The sequence below is a fragment of the Pararoseomonas baculiformis genome (genome assembly GCF_017813395.1).
In the GTDB taxonomy this organism is placed as follows: Bacteria; Pseudomonadota; Alphaproteobacteria; order Acetobacterales; family Acetobacteraceae; genus Roseomonas; species Roseomonas baculiformis.
Genome location: NZ_JAGIZB010000032.1, coordinates 1 through 15,738 on the forward strand (window position 1 = coordinate 1; position 15,738 = coordinate 15,738).

14 protein-coding genes and 1 pseudogene are annotated in these 15,738 nt (G+C 67.6%); 9 read left to right on the top strand and 6 right to left on the bottom strand.

What is annotated here, in order from left to right; all coding sequences use genetic code 11:
* Window positions 1-530: 530 nt before the first annotated feature.
* The 3 genes from J8J14_RS21475 to J8J14_RS21485 all read left to right on the top strand — a co-directional run bounded on the left by J8J14_RS21475 (window position 531) and on the right by J8J14_RS21485 (window position 5,204).
* On the top strand, window positions 531-1,025 hold the full coding sequence (locus tag J8J14_RS21475) for a hypothetical protein (protein ID WP_209381603.1): 495 nt from the start codon (window positions 531-533) through the stop codon (window positions 1,023-1,025).
* Between the two features lie 240 nt (window positions 1,026-1,265).
* The gene (locus J8J14_RS21480) at window positions 1,266-3,332 is read left to right on the top strand and encodes a methyl-accepting chemotaxis protein (protein ID WP_209381604.1); all 2,067 of its coding nucleotides are present in this window, start codon (window positions 1,266-1,268) and stop codon (window positions 3,330-3,332) included.
* A gap of 1,239 nt (window positions 3,333-4,571) precedes the next feature.
* A complete protein-coding gene (locus J8J14_RS21485; RefSeq protein WP_209381605.1) occupies window positions 4,572-5,204 on the top strand; it encodes a hypothetical protein in 633 nt (210 codons plus the stop codon).
* Here the strand turns inward: J8J14_RS21485 and J8J14_RS21490 are convergent.
* Both J8J14_RS21490 and J8J14_RS21495 read right to left on the bottom strand, forming a co-directional pair.
* The gene (locus tag J8J14_RS21490) at window positions 5,194-5,433 is read right to left on the bottom strand and encodes a hypothetical protein (protein WP_209381606.1); all 240 of its coding nucleotides are present in this window, start codon (window positions 5,431-5,433) and stop codon (window positions 5,194-5,196) included. The two genes, J8J14_RS21485 and J8J14_RS21490, sit on opposite strands and share 11 nt — an antisense overlap.
* Window positions 5,430-5,699 carry a hypothetical protein gene (locus J8J14_RS21495; RefSeq protein WP_209381607.1) on the bottom strand — a complete coding sequence of 90 codons (270 nt, stop codon included), beginning with the start codon at window positions 5,697-5,699 and terminating at the stop codon, window positions 5,430-5,432. Before J8J14_RS21495 ends, J8J14_RS21490 begins: the two co-directional genes overlap by 4 nt.
* A 74-nt stretch (window positions 5,700-5,773) precedes the next feature.
* Here J8J14_RS21495 and J8J14_RS21500 point away from each other — a divergent pair, with 74 nt between their 5' ends.
* Window positions 5,774-6,472 (top strand): thermonuclease family protein, encoded by a 699-nt coding sequence (locus J8J14_RS21500; protein ID WP_209381608.1) that lies wholly within the window; start codon window positions 5,774-5,776, stop codon window positions 6,470-6,472.
* 716 nt (window positions 6,473-7,188) lie between these two features.
* Here J8J14_RS21500 and J8J14_RS21505 read toward each other — a convergent pair.
* Window positions 7,189-7,401 carry a hypothetical protein gene (locus J8J14_RS21505; RefSeq protein WP_209381609.1) on the bottom strand — a complete coding sequence of 71 codons (213 nt, stop codon included), beginning with the start codon at window positions 7,399-7,401 and terminating at the stop codon, window positions 7,189-7,191.
* On the opposite strand from J8J14_RS21505, the pseudogene J8J14_RS21510 reads away from it, so the two are divergent.
* From J8J14_RS21510 to J8J14_RS21525, 4 genes and pseudogenes are all read left to right on the top strand, one after another.
* Window positions 7,400-8,161: pseudogene (locus J8J14_RS21510) on the top strand (transposase). The gene J8J14_RS21505 and the pseudogene J8J14_RS21510 overlap by 2 nt on opposite strands.
* A gap of 132 nt (window positions 8,162-8,293) precedes the next feature.
* Window positions 8,294-8,509: a ribbon-helix-helix domain-containing protein gene (locus tag J8J14_RS25785; protein ID WP_209381610.1), complete on the top strand. Its 216-nt coding sequence runs from the start codon at window positions 8,294-8,296 to the stop codon at window positions 8,507-8,509.
* Window positions 8,475-11,219: a hybrid sensor histidine kinase/response regulator gene (locus tag J8J14_RS21520; protein ID WP_209381611.1), complete on the top strand. Its 2,745-nt coding sequence runs from the start codon at window positions 8,475-8,477 to the stop codon at window positions 11,217-11,219. The genes J8J14_RS25785 and J8J14_RS21520 overlap by 35 nt, the downstream gene beginning before the upstream one ends.
* 217 nt (window positions 11,220-11,436) lie before the next feature.
* Entirely contained in the window at window positions 11,437-12,162 is a 726-nt protein-coding gene (locus J8J14_RS21525; RefSeq protein ID WP_209381612.1) for a DUF72 domain-containing protein, read from the top strand.
* Between the two features lie 5 nt (window positions 12,163-12,167).
* Here J8J14_RS21525 and J8J14_RS21530 read toward each other — a convergent pair whose 3' ends face one another.
* The 3 genes from J8J14_RS21530 to J8J14_RS21540 all read right to left on the bottom strand — a co-directional run bounded on the left by J8J14_RS21530 (window position 12,168) and on the right by J8J14_RS21540 (window position 14,684).
* Complete coding sequence (locus J8J14_RS21530) at window positions 12,168-12,890, bottom strand: SOS response-associated peptidase (RefSeq protein ID WP_209381613.1); 723 nt, start codon at window positions 12,888-12,890, stop codon at window positions 12,168-12,170.
* A 238-nt stretch (window positions 12,891-13,128) separates the two neighbouring features.
* Window positions 13,129-13,524, bottom strand: coding sequence for an oxalurate catabolism protein HpxZ (gene hpxZ, locus J8J14_RS21535; RefSeq protein ID WP_209381614.1), 396 nt, complete (start codon window positions 13,522-13,524; stop codon window positions 13,129-13,131).
* Complete coding sequence (locus J8J14_RS21540; protein WP_209381615.1) at window positions 13,524-14,684, bottom strand: amidase; 1,161 nt, start codon at window positions 14,682-14,684, stop codon at window positions 13,524-13,526. The genes hpxZ and J8J14_RS21540 overlap by 1 nt, the downstream gene beginning before the upstream one ends.
* 648 nt (window positions 14,685-15,332) lie before the next feature.
* Between J8J14_RS21540 and J8J14_RS21545 the strand changes: the two genes are divergently transcribed.
* Complete coding sequence (locus tag J8J14_RS21545; protein WP_209381616.1) at window positions 15,333-15,482, top strand: hypothetical protein; 150 nt, start codon at window positions 15,333-15,335, stop codon at window positions 15,480-15,482.
* Window positions 15,483-15,738 lie beyond the last annotated feature (256 nt).

Genomic DNA, 15,738 nt, shown 5'->3' on the forward strand with positions numbered 1-15,738 from the left:
CGCCAGCTCCACCACCTCCGCCGCATGGAGGCGCGCGCTGGCCTCGAGCCCGCCGAGGATGCGGTAATGGGAGGCGGAAAAATAGGTCACGGGCAGCGCGGCCGCCATCAGCAGCGCCGCCAGGGCCGCCAGGGCCGTGACAACGAGGGTGATCCCCCTGGGTGCCCTGGGATGCGGCTCCGTGGCGGCTTGGTTAGCAGAAATTGGGGTTCACCCCTCGGGGGACGCACAGCGTGGAAGAAACCACGGATCAGCGTGGCGCTTGTGCGCCTGCCGATGAGCCATACAAACCACTCGCGTGCTAAGCGCTGAGAAAAGACATGATGAACGTTGTCGTTTTGTTAACAGTCCGCCTGCATTGTAGGACCTGATGGCTCCCAAGAACCCCTGACCAGCGCTGGGACTGTTTTCAGGTGCCTTACAGCCCAGGTGGCACACGCCGTTCCATAGTTGTACGGCAGCACGTTAATCGGAGAGATGCTGCTGCGCGGCGTCAGCAAGTACTTCGTCCTGCTCTGTGCGCTCTCTCGATGTGTTTCCTTTCCGTCGGCAGCTCCGGCCGCGCCGAGCCGGGTCTGCGGGACCTGCAGGTGGCCGTCCGCGCGCTGGCCTTCCTCGAGGAGCCGCCCGTCGGCCCGGCCGAGATCGGCATCGTCTACGGCGAGAACTCGGTCGAGGGCCTCGCCCAGGCGCTCCGCGTCGCGGCGAGCTTTGGGGATGGGCTGCGTGCCGGGAACCTGACGCTGCGCCCGAGCCTGATGGCGGTCCGGGAGGTGCGGCAAGGCGGGGTGGTGGCGTTGCTGCTGACCGATTCGGCGCTGCCCCATACCGGCCGCATCGCGCAGGCCGTGGCCCGCACGGGAATCGTGACCATCACCGCCGGCGCGGAGGCGGCGGAACCCGGGACGACGGTGCTGCGGGTGCGCGCCAGCCCGCGCGTGGAGATCGTGGTGGACCGCATCGCCGCCGAGGCGGCGGGGGTGAGCTTCGCCGCCGCCTTCCGCATGATGATCCAGGAGCGCTGACGTGACCCGGCGCCAATGCCCCGTCCCGCGCGGCCAAGGTCTGCTGCTTAGGCAGCCCGAAATGGCCTCTGAAAAAGTCGGCAGGCTCTCCAGCAAGCCGGGCCAGTTCCGGGAGCATGGTCAACAGCAGCGGATGATTATTGCTTCGCGAGTGTGCTCTTGGCCGCAGTCCGCTCAGGTTTTGAATTAACGATGGATTAACAGCCCTGCTGCAAAGTGCCAGCAGCAAAGGGATTCAATATGCGCGTTCGTACCCTTCTCCTGGCCGGTGTCGCCGCCGTTGCCCTGCCCGGCCTTGTGGGGTTGGGCTGGAGTTCCTGGACGGCCTGGACGAACTGGGACAGGGCCGCGCGCGCGACCTATTCGACACGCGTGCTGAGCGGCGTGATGCGCGGGATGACCACCCTTGGGGTGGAGAGCGGCCTGCTCAGCGCGGCGGCGCGCACCGGCACGGCGGACCGGACGGCGCTGCAGCGGGGCCGCGAGGTGACGGACGAGCTGCTCGCGGCCACGCGCCGGAACGTCCAGGCGGACGGGCAGGATGCGCGCCCGCTGGAGGAGGCGGCACGCCGGCTGGATGCCATGCGGCGCCAGGTGGAGGCGCATCTGGCACGGAGCCAGAGGGAGCCCGACCCGGCCCTGGTCGCGCAGCTCATGGCCGAGCGCGGCGCCATCCTCGAGCTGCTGGAGCAGGTGGCCCGCGGGGCGGAGGCACGCATCCGGGCCCTGGCGCCGGGCATGGCGCAGCTGGCCGAGATCGGGCGCGAGGTCACCATGCTGCGGAGCGAGCTCGGCAGCCGCAGCCTCCAGATCAATGCCTGGCTGGGCGGGGCGCCTGTCACCCCGGCCAGCGTCAGCCATGCGCTGGTCCTGACCGGCCGGACGGATGCGGCCCTGGACACGGCGGCGCGGCTGACCAGGACCCAGGGCGACCCAGCGCTGCTCGCCATCCTGGAAAAGGTTGAGAGGGAGCATCGGGGCGGCATCGAGCCGATCTACCGCTCCTATGTGGATGCGGCGGCGGGCAGCCTCGGAAAGCCCGGCGCGCCGGCCTGGCCCGGCACCCCGCAGGCCTATGCGGGCTGGACCGTCCCGGCCCTCCTCGCCACCCTTCCGCTGCGCGACGCGGCGCTGGACGCGGCGGTCGAGCAGGGCGATGCCAGCGCCGCGGCGGCGCGCAGCCGGATGATCGGCAGCCTCGCCCTCGCGCTGCTCGCGCTGCTGCTCGCGGCGGGCGGGGTGGTGCTGCTGCTGCGGCGGCTGGTGGCGCCGGTGCGGGAGCTGACCGCGGATGTCGGGCGGATCGCCGCGGGCGAACTGGAGATCGACCTCCACCATCGCGGCCGGCGCGACGAGGTGGGAGAGATGGCCGGCGCGATCGAGGTGCTGCGGGTGAACTCCGTGGCCCAGCGGCGGCTGGAGGCCGAGGCCGAGGCGGCCCGCGCCCTGCGGGAGGCGCGCGCGGCGCGGATGGAGGCGCTGGTGCGCGGCTTCCAGGAGCGGGCGGGGGAGATGGTGCGCACCCTGTCCTCGGCCTCCACCGAGCTGGAGGCGACGGCGCGCGGCATGACCTCCACCGCCGAGGGCACGAGCAACCGGGCAGGCCAGGTGGTCTCGGCCGCCGAGCAGGCGAGCGCGGGGGTGCAGACCGTGGCGGCGGCAGCCGAGCAGCTGACCGCCTCCATCGGCGAGATCAGCCGCCAGGTGTCACAGGCCACCACCGTCGCGGGCCGCGCCGTGCAGGATGCGCGGCAGACCGACGCGACCGTGCAGGCGCTGGCCCAGGGTGCGGCCCGGATCGGGGATGTGGTGCGGCTGATCAACAGCATCGCCGGCCAGACCAACCTGCTGGCCCTCAACGCCACCATCGAGGCGGCGCGGGCCGGGGAGGCCGGGCGGGGCTTCGCGGTCGTCGCCTCGGAGGTGAAGACGCTGGCCGCCCAGACCGCCAAGGCAACCGAGGAGATCGGCGCCCAGATCGCCGAGATCCAGGCCGCGACCGATCAGGCGGTGCTGGCCATCGGCGGCATCGGCCGCACCATCGAGGAGGTGAGCGGCATCGCGGTGGCGATCGCGGCCGCGGTGGAGGAGCAGACCGCGGCGACCGGCGAGATCGCCCGGACCGTGCAGGAAACGGCGCACGCCACCGGGGCGGTCTCAGCCAATATCGCCAGCGTCAGCCAGGGCTCGGCCGAAACCGGCGCCGCCGCCTCCCAGGTCCTCTCCGCCGCCTCGGACCTCGCCCAGCAGGCGGAAACCCTCAACGGCACCGTCACCCATTTCGTCCATGAGGTGCGGGCCGCGTGAGGAGGGCTCAGCCGCTCGCACCTGATCGCGCTTGAGGAACTCGGCGGACGTGGCCCCTCCGGGCGTCTGCTTTGGATCGAATCTCTTTTAAAGCTCAGGTGTCAATTGGCACTGAAGGGGGCGCACGGGTCGGCGGGCCTCGGGCTCCTCGCAATCACGATCGCACCGTCATGGCGGAAACGTTGGACACGATGTGGGGCACCGATACGACCACCACCTTAACGGGCGATGGGCAGGCGGTGGCGTTCGTCGCTATCGACCACCACAGTTCCGGGGCCGTGGCTCTTCACGGCACCTGGCGCGGCAACCGCTTAAAATCCCAGTTCCTTTCGCCAGGCCGTGCGCCAGCACTTCGGTGGCTTGGCCAGCGGCATCGTGGTGGCCCTCTTGCTGCACTATTCCCAATCGTAGCCACTGCTTGTCCAACTTGTTCCAGAGTGAGCTGACGTTCCTCGACGTGGAGAACTCGCACTTGTCTGGCACCCGAGCGGAAGGACTTCGCCGAATACCTCATTCCGCTCCCCTGGGAGAACCTCCTAGATGTGGGGATTTCCGAAACCGTCGTGCAACTCTACCCGGCGCTGCTCGAGTTCAGCCAGATCATGACTGAGCTTAGCGTATAGAGCGACACGGATTCAGACCGCCGGATGCCGCGTGTCAGGCTCAGCCTTCAACCAATATTCTTGCCAGTTGCGCTCCATGCCAACTGGTGTCTCACCAACTGCGGGGGTACAACGCCGTCCCCCTCGCGTGACGGGTTCGGAGTTCAGAGCCGCGGCAGACTCCGGACACTCGAGCCGCCATCCACGCCGTTTTGAGGCGGCTCGAGCGGAATATATCGCGGAGAAGGGGGAGGCGCGCAGGCTGAGCCTGAAGAAGGCTGGCGCGAACCCTTCGGCTTGATACTCTTCAGTGATGCATCAGACTGATCTGGCATTAGCCGTAGCAGGGATGGATCCGGCCGAGAGCGGTAGCGCGGTCGTCGTCCGGGCGAACGGGATCGGCCATCTTGGCAATCGCATGTTCGTCTACCTCTTCGCACATCGCCTCGTGGGTGAGCTGCGCGGAGCGGTGTTGACCGGGAGCCCTCTCCCCACCTGGGGAATCCTGCCCCCGAAGATCCCTGTCCCGTTCCCATCCATATCGATCCAGGGCCACCATCCGAACCTCCCTGCCATCCTTCACCTTGTCCGGAGCGGCATCGTGAAGGGGGTGGAGACCAGCGCACTGGCATGCCGCATGGAGCTGCTCCCCTCCTTGAAGGAGGCAAGCCGGATCTTCGCACCGCCGTCCCTCAAGGTGCCCCGCTTTGGGGAGGACACCCTGGTCATCAACGTGCGACTGCCCCAGTCGAACGACCAGCCACATGCCGGCATGCGCCCTCTGCCCATCTCCTTCTACGCGCGCCTGGTGGAGGAGACGCGCCTGTGCCCGGTCTTCATGGGCCAGCTTGGCCGGGATCCCTACTCCGAGGCGCTGCGTGCCCGCTTTCCACTGGCGAAGTTCATCCCGTCCATGGGGGCCATGGAGGACTTCGCGACCATCCGACTGGCTCGGCATGTGGTGTGCTCGGTCAGCACCTTCTCCTGGCTCGCCGCCTGGCTGTCCCGGGCCCGAACGATCCACCTGCCCATGATCGGCTTCCTGCATCCGCAGCAGCGCCCCGATGTGAACCTCCTCCCGATCACCGATGCGCGCTATCGGTTCTATGACTTCGGCCCAGCCCGCTGGCCGGGGACCGAGGAGGCGCTGCACGCGGCGATGCACGGCGACGAGGCCGGCGAGCATGTGGAGGCCCCGGTGCTCGCCTCGCGCCTTCACGGCATACAGGGATGGGCAGGTCACACGCCGGAGCTGGTGCTCAGTTCCTAGCCTCCCCCGGCCGGGGACCGCGGCGCATCTCCCCGATCGCGAAAAGGATGTCCGCCCAGGCCGCAGCCCCAGCCTCGTCGCCGGCCTCCATCAGCTCCTGGAGGCGCCGGCCGGCGAAGGCCTTCGCCCCCTCGCCATGCTTGTCGACCAGCATCTTCGCCGCCCGGTAGCTGTCTATCCCAACCTCGTAGCGGGGCAGGCGGACCGTGCTGGCGCTGTCGTCGCTCACGCCCTGGGCTCCCGCAGGCGCGCCATGTCGAGAGATGCCATGAGGGCCTCGGTCACCGCCTCACCGCCATCCAGCAGCGTGGCCTGTGTCACCGCCCAGGCCATCACTGCCGCGGCGATCTCTCGCCGGCTCCAGCCGGCTCCCTCTGCTTGCAGAGAGAGGGCGCCCAGGGGCGGGGCGAGTGCCTCACTGCATAGGGCGATCCGGCGGGCGAGGGTATCCTCGCCTGGGCCAGGTGAGGGGATGGAGCGCGTGTGGTCGAGCATTTCGCGAGCTTGCCAAAGAGGGACAGCTCTGCCCAGCCGCTACACGGCAGGAAGCGGCTGTGGCACGAAAGAGCATGCTCTCTGCTCTTCGACGCTGCTCGGCAGCTCTCTTGCTCCTGGCAGGCGTCCTCGCCGCCCCTCCGGCCTGGGCCGCCGAACTCCTCGGCCGGGTTGTCGGCCTCTCGGACGGGGACACCCTCACCCTCCTGACCGCGGAGCGTCGTCAGGTCAGGGTCCGTTTGGGCGAGATAGATACGCCGGAGAGCCGGCAGCCCTACGGCACACGGGCACAGCAGGTCCTCTCGGGCCTGGTGTTCGGCGAGAACGTTCGGGTGGTGGTGCAGGACACTGATCGCTATGGCCGGCCAGTGGGGCGGGTCTATGCGGGCCCTCTGGACGTGAATGCCGAGATGGTTCGGCAGGGAGCGGCCTGGGTCTATCGCCAGTACAGCCGGGATGCCTCGCTGCTGCAGCTGGAGGCCGAAGCGAAGACTGCTCGCCGCGGCCTGTGGGCACTGCCCGAGGCCGAGCGGACGCCCCCCTGGGAGTGGCGCGCTGCGCAGCGGAACGGTGGAGCTCTTCCGACAACGTCGGCTCCAGCGGCTCCTGCGCGATCCTCACCACCGACAAGCAGCAGCTTCAGCTGTGGAGCGAAGCAGTACTGCCGGGAGATGACGAGCTGTGCAGAGGCCCGGTTCTATCTCCAACAGTGCGGGCTCTCACGCCTGGACGGGGACCGGGACGGGGTACCGTGTGAGGCACTGTGTAGGTAGGCCACCTTTCGACGGTCTTCGGACTGATCCTGTAGCGTCGGGCAAGGCCCTTCGGGGGAATCCAAAGCGCCGAGCTTTGCCCGTGGCTGGGAAGCTCCGCACTTTACAGATCATTTGATCTTATAGGTTGCTCGAAGACGCAAAAATATGTTGCTGCGGGATAACACGGTGACCTGCTCGCGCCGCACGCTGGTGCGGAGGTCTGTTGGGTCTTCCCTATCCTGCGTAGAGGTGTTCCGGGCCGAACCGATCAAACGGATCGGCATGATCAAGAGCGGCCTCCACGCCTCCGAGGCTAAGCGCATCCTCGCCGACCTCGTCGTCACCCATGCCGTGGCCATGCGGACGCTGAATATCTCGGCGGCTACCATGAACCGTAACGTACAGGGGACCGGCTGCCACCTGCCGAGAGCGAGCGCGTGCTCGGCATCGCCCGGCTGGTCGGGCAAATCCAGGCCATTGTGGAGGAGTCGGGCAACCCGGAGGGGTTCGATGCCGCCGTCTGGACGTCACGCTGGCTGAGCGAGCTGCTGCCAGCCTCGGCAGAGCCCACCCGTTCGACTTGCTGGACACCTTGGAGGCGTTAGCCCTGGATTGCCACGTCTATCCTGGCGCGGACCTCGGACCACCACCATCGCGTTCCCTCTGCATCGTAGAGCGCACGATGCCGGATGCGCCATCGGTTCCGCTCAGTGTTCAGGGCGTCGCCGATAATGTCATTTCCCCCAGCCAGCAGCGCGCTTCGAGCTTGGTGATGCCCCGGTGAACCCCTCCGGCGGGGCAAGCTGGAGAAGGCGCCGCTCCTCGGACACAAGAATGTCGCGATCCTGTTCGACTGTGCCAGCAGCCTGCGTCACGCCGGTAACGGCTATCATCCGGTCGGGCTCGGCCAAGGCGTTGTTGCGGAAAGCTCGTGGATGATCGGCCATGAGGCAGTATGCGGCGGGGCCTGAGCGGCCGAGGAAGCGGTACCGGGTCCGGAACTGGCGCGAGTACGACCGGGGCCTGATCGGCCGTGGTGACCTGACGCTGTGGTTCTCGCCGGATCTGGCCTGGCATGCACCGGAGGGTACGGGCAAGCGGGGCCGGCCTCGGGTCTTCAGCGACAGGCGATCCAATGCGTGCTGACGCTGGAGGTGCTCTTCCAGCTGCCGCTGCGAGCGGCGCAGGGCTTGGTGGGGAGCCTGCTCCGACTGGCGAGGCTCGACTGGCCGGTGCCGCATTACAGCAATCTCTCACGCCGGCAGCGGGACCTGACGGTGGTCATCCCCTGCCGTTCCCGGGGCGAGCCGCTGCTCCTCGTCGTGGACAGCAAGATAGATCGCCCCCATCTCAGGCGACGGCGCCTACGACACCCGTGCGGTCCACGAGGCCGCGGCGGCCCGGAAAGCGGCACTCCTCGTGCCACCCCGGCGCAACGGCAAACCCTGGAATACCCGCACCGCCGGAGCGGACGAGCGCAACGAGACCTTGCGTGCGGTTCGGCACCTCGGTCGGCGCCTCTGGAAGCGATGGAGCGGCTACCACAGCCGCAGCCTGGCCGAGACCGCTAACTCGGGCCTCAAGCGCCTTGGCGAGCGGCTGGCCGCGCATGATCCTGACCGTCAGGTCGCTGAGGTGCAGATCCGCTGCGCCATCCTCAACACCTATAACCGGCTCGGCATGCCCGACACCGTCGGCGCGATCTGATCAAACCAGAACAGAGGGGTAGTCGTGCCAGTCACCTGAACTCTGCAACAGCGCCGTCCCGAGCTGGCTGGAGTGCTCGGCAGGGCAGGTGCCGCCGGGTGACACCCCCGTTGCGCCCAATTAGAATGGGGCATGCCTGCACACAACAGCCTTCATGTGGCCGTCACGCGCCAACTCTGCGGCTCCGTTCCGAGATTAGTCGCTTCTGGCCGATACCAGAACTCGAGTGAGGTTGTGCGCGCCGCCCTGGGCCCACTCGAGCAGACCGAGATAGAGCACACCGCTTCCCATTGGGCCAAGGCGTCTAACCTTCATGCAGATGGATCAAATGACCGGCGCGCCGGCTAGTTCGCCGCGCGGTGGCCAGCTGAGCCGTGGACGGCTTGCGGAGCTTGTTCTGGAAAGCACTGCCGACTTCGCGATCTTCACGACTGACCTCGACGGCCTCATCACGAGTTGGAACAGCGCCGCCGAACGTGTGATGGGCTGGTCCGCAGTCGAAGCGGTCGGACAGCATGCCTCCATGATATTCTGGCCGAAGGAGCGGGCCCGTGAGGCATGCGGGCAGGAGATTGAGGAGGCGCGGGCAAGCGGGTTGTCGAGGGATGAACGGTGGCATCTCCGGAAAGATGGGGCTCGCTTCTGGGGCGCGGGTTCCATGTCCCGCCTTGAGGACGCCGAGAGCGGAGAACATCTCGGCTACTGCAAGATCGTCCGGGACCGCACAGAGCAGCACCAAGCCGGGCAGCGGCTGGAAGCCACGAAGGTGCTGCTCCGCAATGTCCTGGAGAGCAATCCTGACTGCCTGAAGCTCCTCGACCTTGAAGGACGGCTCACCTTCATGAACGGCCCAGGCCTCAGGCTGATGGAGATCGATACACCTCATTTTGTGAGCGGCTGTCCCTGGGTGTCGCTCTGGCCACAGGATGAGCGCGGCAAGGTGGAAGGCGCCCTGGCCAAGGCGAGGGCTGGCGAGGTCGGCCGCTTCCAAGGCTGCTGCCCGACGGCAAAGGGGAAGCCGAAGTGGTGGGACGTGCAGGTGACTGCGGTACCAAGTACTGGTGCAGGATCAGGTCTTTTGCTGGCCACCTCGCGCGACATCACGGAGCTTGAGACCACCCAGTCCGATCTGCGCCGCAGCGAGGAGCGGCTGCGGACTGCCCTCTCCATCTCGACCGTCGGGGTGATGTTCTGGGGCCCTGGCTTCGGCCTCACGGAGGTGAGCGATGCCTTCCTGCGAATGACCGGCTTCAGCCGTGAGGAGGCGATCGGGAAGACCTGGCAGGAGCTGACCCCGCTGGAGTTCCACGCGTCCTCGCTGAAGGCGGTCGCGGATGTGACCACCAGGGGCGAAGCTGCCCCCTATGAGAAGCAGTACTTCCGCAAGGATGGCTCGCGCTGGTGGGGGCTTTTCGCGCCGCGCAAGGTCGGGGAGGAGGTGGTCGAGTTCGTGCTCGATGTCACCGCCCGTAAGGAGGTCGAGCAAGCTCTGCGCGAGAGTGAGGCACGCTTCCGCCACATGGCCGACAGTGTCCCCGCGCTGATCTGGATGACGGATGAGGTAGGCCGGGTCACGTTTGCCAATATGCACCACGACCACATGTTCGGACGGCCCGCGGCAGAAATACTGGGAGACGGGTGGGTCAGCATTGTCCTGCCCGAGGACCTCGAGCGGCACACCAACGCTTTTCTCGCGGCCTTCGAGACACGGACTGTGTTCCGAACTGAAACCCGGGTCCGGAACCGAGATGGCCAGGTGCGATGGTTGCGCTGTGAGGGAGTGCCGCGCACGGATGACGCCGGCAGGTTCCTTGGGTATACAGGTTGCAACCTGGACATCACCGAAGTCCGCTTGGCTGCCGAGGAGCTGGAGGAGCTGGTCGCCGAGCGGACCGCGGAGCTGATGGCGGCCGAGGAGACCCTGCGGCAATCGCAGAAGCTGGAGGCATTGGGCCAGCTGACCGGCGGCGTAGCGCACGACTTCAACAATCTCCTGACCATCATCCGATCCTCCGCCGATCTGCTCGCCCGCCCGGGCGTTCCGGAGGAAAGGCGGAAACGTTACGCCGAAGCGATCTCGGACACGGCAGACCGGGCGGCCAAGCTCACAGGACAGCTTCTTGCCTTCGCGCGGCGCCAACCACTCAAGCCCGAGGTGTTCGCCGTCGGTGATCGGCTTCAGGCGCTCGCCGGTCTCATTCGGCCGCTGGTGGGGCCACGCATCACGATCGATGTCCCTCTCCACTGCGAAGGATGCGCCGTCGAGACCGACCCGAACCAGTTCGAGACGGCCGTCGTCAATCTCGCGGTCAATGCGCGGGATGCCATGGGCGGCGAAGGGCGCCTGACCATCAGGACGTGGCTCGCCTCAGAGGTTCCCCCAGCCCGCGGCCATCGTGGCGCACGGGGGAACTTCGTTGCCATTTCCGTATCGGATACGGGCGCCGGCATCAGACCGGAGTTGCTGGGGCGGATCTTCGAGCCATTTTTCACGACAAAGGAGGTCGGCAAGGGAACGGGGCTGGGCCTGAGCCAGGTCTATGGCTTCGCCAAACAGTCGCGCGGGGAACTTCACGTCGAAAGCAAGGTGGGGCAGGGCGCAACCTTCACGCTCTACCTTCCAAGGGCAGAGAAGAAGCCGATAGCTCCGAACGCGACTGTCACCGAGAGAATAGCGACGCCGGAGTCCGGGAACAGGAATGTGCTGCTGGTGGAGGACAACATCGAAGTGGGCGAGTTTGCTAGGAGCCTGCTGGAGGAACTGGGATACACGACCAAGTGGGCGCCGAACGCAGAGGCCGCACTGCGCATCCTTGAGAGGGAGGCGGATTATTTCGACTTGGTGTTCTCAGATGTGGTCATGCCCGGGATGAGCGGGCTCGAACTCGGCCGGGAGATCCGGCGCCAGTGGCCCGCGCTTCGGATCATTCTGACCAGCGGGTATAGTCAGGTGCTTGCGAGTGGCGGCAGCCACGAATTCGAACTGCTGCACAAGCCCTATTCCGTTGAGGGGCTGTCGAATGCGCTGCGAGGGAAGCGCGACCCAGGCCTGACCTGAATGGCGAGCATGGTTTATGAACCCCTCGATTAGCTGATTTCAAGCTGCCATTTGCTTGTCCGCCCAGAGGAAGCGAACGCCGGCAGGCGGGCGCCCGATTTGGGGCGCACGGTCGACGTGACGACCGCAGCGTTGCGGCTCAGTTTGCTCAACGGTTTCGGAAGCACAAAGTGGGACGTTTAGCCAATATTCAGTCCACCCTGGAGCAGGAGGCGGTGTGCAGGCGCGAAGTTATATCGGAACGGCTGGTTGGAGCATCCCCAAGCAGCACACCGATGCTTTCTCCGATGAGGGGAGCCATCTGGAGCGTTACGCGAGCCGCTTCCCTGCGGTGGAGATCAACTCCTCCTTCTACCGTCCGCACCGGCCGGCAACCTACGCGCGCTGGGCTGCCAGCGTACCGGAGGGCTTCCGCTTCGCGGTCAAGGTGCCCCGGACCATCACGCATGAACGCCGGCTGAAGGAAACGGCCGAGCCGCTCCAACGGTTCCTGAACGAGGCGGTCGCGCTCGGCGGCCGCCTGGGACCCCTGCTTGTGCAGCTGCCGCCGAGCTTGCGCTACGACGAAGGCATTGTGGAGAGCTTCTTCGAGGAGCTCCGCACGCGCTTTGGCGGGCTTGTGACCTGCGAGCCGCGCCACCGGAGCTGGTTCACGGGGGAGGGCGACGCGCATCTTGCGCGGTTCGAGGTCGCGCGCGTCGCGGCCGACCCGGCCGTGGTCCCGGCCGCCGCCGAGCCTGGCGGCTGGCCGGGACTCGTCTACTTTCGCCTGCACGGCGCTCCCAAGGTCTACTACTCGCCCTACTCGGCCGAGGTCATCGCCGAGACCGCAGAGCGCCTACGCGGGGCCGTCCGGGAAGGCGGCGAGGCATGGTGCATCTTTGACAACACGGCCCTGGGCGAGGCCACCCGGAACGCTCTTGAGACGCTCGATCTGCAGTAACGGGCTCAGAGAAGCGTTGCCTGGCCGCCCCGCGCCGGGCGCACGTCACCGCCCGCCAGGTCCTCCTCCTGAGGCGCGTCCAAACGCCCATGCCCGACAATCCGCAGCATTCCATCCGGCAATGGCCGCTGCAGCTCCTTCGCCACGGCCCAGGGTGCGGTCATCCATGCCTCAAGCTGGTCGGGCTGCGTCAGGATCACGGGCATGGCCTTCGGGTGGATGGGCTCCACCTCCGCGTTCGGCTCGGTGGTGAGGAAGGCGTAAAAGTCGGCCGTAACCTCGCCCTCCCTCAATTTGCGCACTGAGGTCCACTGTGGCGTCCAGATGCCGGCGAAGAAGGCGAGGGGACGTTCCTCGCCCTGGCCCAGGGCGAACCAAGCCGGCACCGACTTTCCGTCAATCTTGTCCGGCTCGCTAAAGGCCGTCACGGGCACGAGGCAGCGGTGCTCCGGGGAGAGCCACCGGCGCCAGTGCGGCGATGCGGTGTTGCGGACATTGGTTACCCCAGGATCGGTCCTCTTGCCCTTGAGGGCGAAGGCGGGCGAAGGCATGCCCCAGCGTGCCATGGCGAGCTCGCGCACGCCGTCGGCCGCCGTGCGGATAATCGGGGCGGGGTAGTCGGGATACACGCCCGGCAGCGGCGGAAGGTTCCCGGCGCGGTCACGCAGGGCGCCGGCAGCAGCCGCAATCGCGGCCTGGTTCGTGCGAATGCTGTAGAGATTGCACATGCCAGGACGCTAGCTGGCCCTGCACGAGGAGGCCAGCATGGAGCATGGGCTTCGCGCGGGTATGCCGTGGCCCTCGGGCGGCCTTGAGCAGGCACGTCCTTGGAACGACACCGTCCTTCGCTCCGGAAGACGCAGCCCCACGCGCCCGGTAAGAAGAAGGCAGAACCGCCAAGCGCCAGGTGGCCGACGAGGCCCGGGCATGTTCAGGCGGTCGGCACGATCGGGACGCATACTCACCTCAGTAGGCGGGGGTCGCCTCTGTCACCGACACATGCGCTGAGACCACCTTCCAGCCGATATCCGGGAAGCGCACCCAGGTCTGGCTCTGACGGCCTGGGGTGTCGCGGCCGCGCATGTCGAATTCCAGGTTCACCGTCGCGATGTCGCGCCCGAGCGTGGTGATCACCAGGCGCCGCCGCCCGACCTTGATGCCTGGCCCCGGCGGGCGACGCACCCTGTGGGCGTGGATCTCATCGAAGCCGTAGCCATTCTCGTGGATGGCGTAGCGGATGGTGTGCGGCGAGTTCCAGAAGGTGGCGTCCAGCACCTCGACATCCTTCGCGACCAGCGCCTGTTCGTAGCATTCGAACAGCGCGCGCACCTCCTCCACCACCTCGGGGATGTTCACTTCCATCAGGACGCCTCCATCGCAAGGGCTGTCCGCACCAGCATAGCATCCGCGCCCCGTGCCGCGATCAGGGAGAGCCCGACGGGCCTGCCCTCGACCGTCGCACCAGGGATGGTGACCTGCGGATGACCCGCCAACCCGCCATGGGCGCAGAGGCAGAGGATCGCATCGCGCAGCGGCGTCAGCACGGGCAGCGGCAGCCCGGCCTTTGGTGCCGGGAAGGGTGTGGTCGGGATAGCGAGTACCGTGCCCGGCGGCAGCAGGTGCCGCAGCCGCCCGCGCGCCTCCTGCCGCACCAGCGCCGCCCAGCCGCGCTCCGCCTCCGGCGTCATCGCACCTAGCGCCAAGCCGCGAGCGACGGAGAAGGCGAAGCGCGGGTTGTCGCGCTCAATCCACTCCTGGAAGGTCTGCCATGCCTCGACCGGCTGAAGCGTGCGCTGCGCGCGGGCCCAGGTGACAAGGCCGGCTGGCGCCATCACCTCCTCACGCCAGTCCGGGACCAGGCGCTTCAGCCGCTCGAGAACCGGTGCGACGGCAGCGGCCGTCGCGGGCTCGGCGAAGCCGAAAGCGTCGGTCGCGACGACCAGCCGCGTCGGCAGGGCAGGCGAGATCTCCTCGTCCAGCATCACTGCCGAGACGCGGGCGAAGGTCACGGCGTCGCGCGCAAACCAGCCCGTCGTGTCGGAGCTCGGCGCCTGCTGCATCATGCCGGAGAGGTCCAGCCGGCCATGTGTCGGACGAATGCCATAGAGGCCGCAGAAGCTCGCCGGCACACGGACGGAGCCGCCGGTATCGGTGCCGAGCGCGGTGTCGCAGAGCCCCTGCGCGACAGCGCTCGCCGAGCCGGAGGAGGAGCCGCCCGGCACATGGCCCGGCGCCGCCGGGTTGAGCGGCGTGCCCTCGAAGGCGTTCTCGCCGAGGATGCCGAGCGAGACCTCGTCGGTGATCGTCTTGCCGATCAGCGTCGCGCCGGCGTCGAGCAGCGTCCGCACCGCCCAGGCGTGGTGGTCCGGCACGGGGTTCTGCCGCGCCCAATCCGGGTTGCCGCCACCGGTCGGGTGGCCGGCGAGGTCGAACAGGTCCTTTGCCGCGAAAGTCAGGCCGGAGAGCGGCCCGCCCGGGCGGCCCTCGATGCGGAGGTCTGTTCCGGGGACGAAGGGGGACATCGGCTCTCCTGAGGCAGGACACGGTACAATGAGCCAAGGCGGGACAGAGGTCACCTGCGCCGCGCAGTGCCGTCGCGCCGTGTGGAGCACGGGCACCTGGGCGAAGCGGAGAAGGCCCGCTCCTCGAGCCTGCTGGCCTGCTGCCGGGCGTTGTCAAGTTGGCTGGCCGCCAGCTTGTCCAAGCGGCCCGCCACCGGGAAGTCCGCATAAATGACTACCCCCCCCCCGCCGCTTGCCCTAACTTTGCTGGCTATTGCTTCCCGGCCGAGATCACCAGCCAAGCTGGTATGTCCCTACTTCCGCTTACCGTTCAGCTTGCGCATGGTGGAGGAAATTGACGGTGCCCTGCGCCGCCCGACTTTCCGCCATCCCCTCGGCTGCAGGCGTTCCCCGACGGGGCGGATGGGGTGCGGTCCTTGACCAGCCGCCGCTCTGCTTCCTGGCGAGATCGCCGGTTCACCGAGGCGGCGGAGCCGGTCCAGTGTACGGACCTTCCCCGCGCAAACGCCGACTGCCCCAACGCTGGCCGTGGTTATTGGACGGGGCGGGAGGCGAGGATCAGCTGGGCGAGCACCTATGGGGCAGGGTACGCGCCGTGCCTCTAACCACCATGAGTGGAGTAGGGGAACAGCAGCAAGGACGCTGATCTTGGGCGCGGTAACCATCGGCGATGGCGAACAGGTCAGCAGCGAGGACGTCAAGATGTCGGACCTTGGAGAGCAGGCGGCCGCGCCTGATGCCATCGGGCGGAAGATCGATGCAGATCGCAGCCGAGGGTCTGTCATGGACGGTGCGTGATCGCGCTAGAGGGCGAGGGACATCAATTGGTGCTGTGAACCCCTGGGGAAGGAAGGTGCAATCTGCCCCTACCCTCGAGCCAGGCGAGGGCGCTCAAAGAGAGACGGCAACCCGGGCTGCGCGCCCTACAGAGAGCAGGAGGAGGACGTCGCCGTCCTCCTCCACGCATGCGGCGAGGGCTGCGTTAGCAGCGAGCGCGTGCCGGCGGCCGGCGGCGCCACAAAGGACGGGGTAGCAGCCGGCGCGGGTGCCGGAT